Raw genomic sequence first — 3,464 nt, 5'->3', positions numbered from 1 at the left:
GCAAATTGCTTGGGTGTTATATGGTCAAGCCTCACGGGCAATTAGTATTGGTTAGCTCAACGCCTCACAGCGCTTACACACCCAACCTATCAACGTCGTAGTCTTCGACGGCCCTTCAGGGGACTCAAGGTCCCAGTGAGATCTCATCTTGAGGCTAGTTTCCCGCTTAGATGCTTTCAGCGGTTATCTATTCCGAACATAGCTACCCGGCAATGCCACTGGCGTGACAACCGGAACACCAGAGGTTCGTCCACTCCGGTCCTCTCGTACTAGGAGCAGCCCCTCTCAAATCTCAAACGTCCACGGCAGATAGGGACCGAACTGTCTCACGACGTTCTAAACCCAGCTCGCGTACCACTTTAAATGGCGAACAGCCATACCCTTGGGACCGGCTTCAGCCCCAGGATGTGATGAGCCGACATCGAGGTGCCAAACACCGCCGTCGATATGAACTCTTGGGCGGTATCAGCCTGTTATCCCCGGAGTACCTTTTATCCGTTGAGCGATGGCCCTTCCATACAGAACCACCGGATCACTAAGACCTACTTTCGTACCTGCTCGACGTGTCTGTCTCGCAGTCAAGCGCGCTTTTGCCTTTATACTCTACGACCGATTTCCGACCGGTCTGAGCGCACCTTCGTACTCCTCCGTTACTCTTTAGGAGGAGACCGCCCCAGTCAAACTACCCACCATACACTGTCCTCGATCCGGATAACGGACCTGAGTTAGAACCTCAAAGTTGCCAGGGTGGTATTTCAAGGTTGGCTCCACGCGAACTGGCGTCCACGCTTCAAAGCCTCCCACCTATCCTACACAAGCAAATTCAAAGTCCAGTGCAAAGCTATAGTAAAGGTTCACGGGGTCTTTCCGTCTAGCCGCGGATACACTGCATCTTCACAGCGATTTCAATTTCACTGAGTCTCGGGTGGAGACAGCGCCGCCATCGTTACGCCATTCGTGCAGGTCGGAACTTACCCGACAAGGAATTTCGCTACCTTAGGACCGTTATAGTTACGGCCGCCGTTTACCGGGGCTTCGATCAAGAGCTTCGCGTTAGCTAACCCCATCAATTAACCTTCCGGCACCGGGCAGGCGTCACACCCTATACGTCCACTTTCGTGTTTGCAGAGTGCTGTGTTTTTAATAAACAGTCGCAGCGGCCTGGTATCTTCGACCGGCATGGGCTTACGCAGTAAATGCTTCACCCTCACCGGCGCACCTTCTCCCGAAGTTACGGTGCCATTTTGCCTAGTTCCTTCACCCGAGTTCTCTCAAGCGCCTTGGTATTCTCTACCCAACCACCTGTGTCGGTTTGGGGTACGGTTCCTGGTTACCTGAAGCTTAGAAGCTTTTCTTGGAAGCATGGCATCAACCACTTCGTCACCCAGAGGGTAACTCGTCATCAGCTCTCGGCCTTAGAATCCCGGATTTACCTAAGATTCCAGCCTACCACCTTAAACTTGGACAACCAACGCCAAGCTGGCCTAGCCTTCTCCGTCCCTCCATCGCAATAACCAGAAGTACAGGAATATTAACCTGTTTTCCATCGACTACGCTTTTCAGCCTCGCCTTAGGGACCGACTAACCCTGCGTCGATTAACGTTGCGCAGGAAACCTTGGTCTTTCGGCGTGGGTGTTTTTCACACCCATTGTCGTTACTCATGTCAGCATTCGCACTTCTGATACCTCCAGCAAGCTTCTCAACTCACCTTCACAGGCTTACAGAACGCTCCTCTACCGCATCACCTAAGTGATACCCGTAGCTTCGGTGTATGGTTTGAGCCCCGTTACATCTTCCGCGCAGGCCGACTCGACTAGTGAGCTATTACGCTTTCTTTAAAGGGTGGCTGCTTCTAAGCCAACCTCCTAGCTGTCTAAGCCTTCCCACATCGTTTCCCACTTAACCATAACTTTGGGACCTTAGCTGACGGTCTGGGTTGTTTCCCTTTTCACGACGGACGTTAGCACCCGCCGTGTGTCTCCCATGCTCGGCACTTGTAGGTATTCGGAGTTTGCATCGGTTTGGTAAGTCGGGATGACCCCCTAGCCGAAACAGTGCTCTACCCCCTACAGTGATACATGAGGCGCTACCTAAATAGCTTTCGAGGAGAACCAGCTATCTCCGAGCTTGATTAGCCTTTCACTCCGATCCACAGGTCATCCGCTAACTTTTCAACGGTAGTCGGTTCGGTCCTCCAGTTAGTGTTACCCAACCTTCAACCTGCCCATGGATAGATCGCCCGGTTTCGGGTCTATTCCCAGCGACTAGACGCCCTATTAAGACTCGCTTTCGCTACGCCTCCCCTATTCGGTTAAGCTCGCCACTGAAAATAAGTCGCTGACCCATTATACAAAAGGTACGCAGTCACCCAACAAAGTGGGCTCCCACTGCTTGTACGCATACGGTTTCAGGATCTATTTCACTCCCCTCTCCGGGGTTCTTTTCGCCTTTCCCTCACGGTACTAGTTCACTATCGGTCAGTCAGTAGTATTTAGCCTTGGAGGATGGTCCCCCCATATTCAGACAAAGTTTCTCGTGCTCCGTCCTACTCGATTTCATGACTAAGAGATTTTCGCGTACAGGGCTATCACCCACTATGGCCGTACTTTCCAGAACGTTCCGCTAATCTCAAAGCCACTTAAGGGCTAGTCCCCGTTCGCTCGCCACTACTAAGGGAATCTCGGTTGATTTCTTTTCCTCAGGGTACTTAGATGTTTCAGTTCCCCTGGTTCGCCTCTTAAGCCTATGTATTCAGCTTAAGATAACCATCTTATGATGGCTGGGTTCCCCCATTCAGACATCTCCGGATCAAAGTCTGTTTGCCGACTCCCCGAAGCTTTTCGCAGGCTACCACGTCTTTCATCGCCTCTGACTGCCAAGGCATCCACCGTATGCGCTTCTTCACTTGACCATATAACCCCAAGCAATCTGGTTATACTGTGAAGACGACATTCGCCGAAAATTCGCAATTTAACTCACAAATTTTACCTTAGCCTGATCCCACACCAGTGAAAGTGTGGTCCAGTCTATCTTTCTATCACATACCCAAATTTTTAAAGAACGATCTAATCCAAAGACTAGAAATCAACATTCACCATCGTCACGATGGAATGCTCATTTCTAAGCTTTCAACAAACAGAAGCAGTAGTGGTGGAGCCAAACGGGATCGAACCGTTGACCTCCTGCGTGCAAGGCAGGCGCTCTCCCAGCTGAGCTATGGCCCCGTATTTCTACAGGTTCCCACACAAAATTGGTGGGTCTGGGCAGATTCGAACTGCCGACCTCACCCTTATCAGGGGTGCGCTCTAACCAACTGAGCTACAGACCCAATTTCGAGCTTTAAGGCCGACCTCACCCTGCTCTTTACCACAGAGCATGGGGTGCGCTCCAACCAACTAAGCTACAACCTGTTAGGGCTGCTTCTTATCGTCTTCTTCAATGAATCAAGCAATTCGTGTGGGAG

Annotated in this window: 2 tRNA genes and 1 rRNA gene; all 3 read right to left on the bottom strand. The window is 51.2% G+C overall.

Annotation, left to right across the window (positions count from 1 at the left end):
• Positions 1–20 precede the first annotated feature (20 nt).
• Positions 21–2,912, bottom strand: a 23S ribosomal RNA gene (locus tag ACIQU2_RS28810).
• 237 nt (positions 2,913–3,149) lie between these two features.
• Positions 3,150–3,225: transfer RNA gene (locus ACIQU2_RS28805), tRNA-Ala, on the bottom strand.
• A gap of 27 nt (positions 3,226–3,252) precedes the next feature.
• Positions 3,253–3,329: transfer RNA gene (locus tag ACIQU2_RS28800), tRNA-Ile, on the bottom strand.
• Positions 3,330–3,464: the final 135 nt, after the last annotated feature.

This window comes from Pseudomonas sp. NPDC098740 (assembly GCF_044760065.1).
Lineage (GTDB): Bacteria > Pseudomonadota > Gammaproteobacteria > Pseudomonadales > Pseudomonadaceae > Aquipseudomonas > Aquipseudomonas rossensis.
Note: the sequence above shows the minus strand (reverse complement) of the source record. Positions and strands in the feature narration are given on the sequence as shown.